This is a genomic window from Kamptonema formosum PCC 10802 (assembly GCF_000332335.1).
GTDB lineage: Bacteria > Cyanobacteriota > Cyanobacteriia > Cyanobacteriales > Oscillatoriaceae > Oscillatoria.
In genome coordinates this window covers 142570-144070 of sequence record NZ_KB235948.1, presented here as the reverse complement: position 1 = coordinate 144070, position 1501 = coordinate 142570, and the positions used below count along the sequence as shown (strand labels likewise).

Sequence of the window (1501 nt, the reverse complement as noted above, 5' to 3'; positions counted from 1 at the left end):
ACTTCCATTGATGCCGGTGGGGGGAAGATTGCCTGTCGTAATGCTGCCGCCAGCGATGTTGGTTATTTCGCCGGCAGTTCCACCAGTGGCGTTTGCCGTCTGGATGCCGGTGGTTATATTCCCACCGGCAGTGTTGGTGATATTCCCGGAATTGCCGTTGGTGGCGCTTGCCGTTTGGTTGCCGGCTGTCACATTCCCACCGGCACTGTTGGTGATATTCCCAGAATTCCCTCCGACGGCGCTTGCCGTTTGGTTGCCGGCTGTCACATTCCCACCGGCACTGTTGGTGATATTCCCGGAATTGCCGTTGGTGGCGCTTGCCGTTTGGTTGCCAGCTGTCACATTCCCACCGGCACTATTGGCGATATTCCCGGAATTCCCGTTAGTGGCGCTTGCGGTTTGGTTGCCGGCTGTCACATCAGAGCCGGCACTGTTGTCGATATTCCCAGAATTGCCATTTGCGGAGCTTGCCGTTTGGTCGCCGGCTGTCACATCAGATCCGGCAGTGTTAGTAATGTTGCCCGAATTGCCATCACCGGTACTTGTGGTTTGGTCGCCGGTGTTGATGTTGGCAGGGGCTATCACTTCTATATTACCAGAATTCCCCATCACCGTGCGCGACTGGATATTAAGAGTCGTGACGCTGTTGCCGGCACGCACTTCCACATTCCCCGCGCCGGTGCTGCCGATGGAGTCCAGGTTGCCTGCCGCAATGTTATTGCCGTTGATAGTGATATTTCCGCTGGGGCCGGTTCCGGATTGGGTTGTGATAGAGTTTGTTTGGACGTTATTGCTCTCACTGGTGACAGTAATGTCCCCACTTTCGGTGCTGCCATAGGAGGTGATGTCACCCGTTAGGGAAATTCTGCCCGGACTCGATAGGGTGATATCGCCGGCAGTGCCACTGTCAGAATAGGTGTCTAGGTTGCCGCCGACATTGATACTATTGGGACTGTCGCTGCGGATGCTAATATTGCCGCCTTGCAATAAGCCGTCTGAGCGGATGCCTGCCGTTTCGACGTGTCCGGCTGCATTGATCGTAACATTCCCGGCAGCCCCCCCGGAAGACCATGGTGTAGAGTGAGCCGGTGCTGGTCTCTACCCCACCACGGATACTTTCTATTGTGATGTCTCCGCCGGTGCCGGTGCTGTTTGCCGCAGGGGTGAAATTTGGCTCACGCGCAATCGTGTCCCACTCGGCTTGAAAACCCGCCATTGACTCAATTTGCCCTGTCTTAATATTCCCAGAAGCCATCAGGGTGACAGAACCCCCATTTCCCTGACTTGAATAAGATGATAGCCTGCTATTGGCAGTATCAATCCCACCGGCCCGGCTATTGAGGGCGATATTCCCCCCGGTGCCGGTGCCCTTAGAAAACGACAGGATTAAATCTGTCTTAAGATCCCCAGAAGCTGTCAGGGTGACAGCACCCCCATTCCCCTCCCCTGAAAAAGAGGATACCCTGCCACCTGTAGTATCAATCCCACCGGCACTGCTATT

At 55.3% G+C, this 1501-nt stretch carries 2 protein-coding genes; both read right to left on the bottom strand.

All coding sequences use genetic code 11. From position 1 onward, the window contains the following. Positions 1 to 987: beta strand repeat-containing protein (locus OSC10802_RS0100705; protein WP_026098053.1), on the bottom strand; the 987-nt coding region annotated here is incomplete at its 3' end. Continuing rightward, positions 968 to 1501: hypothetical protein (locus OSC10802_RS53895; RefSeq protein WP_232731588.1), on the bottom strand; the 534-nt coding region annotated here is incomplete at its 5' end. The genes OSC10802_RS53895 and OSC10802_RS0100705, both read right to left, overlap by 20 nt.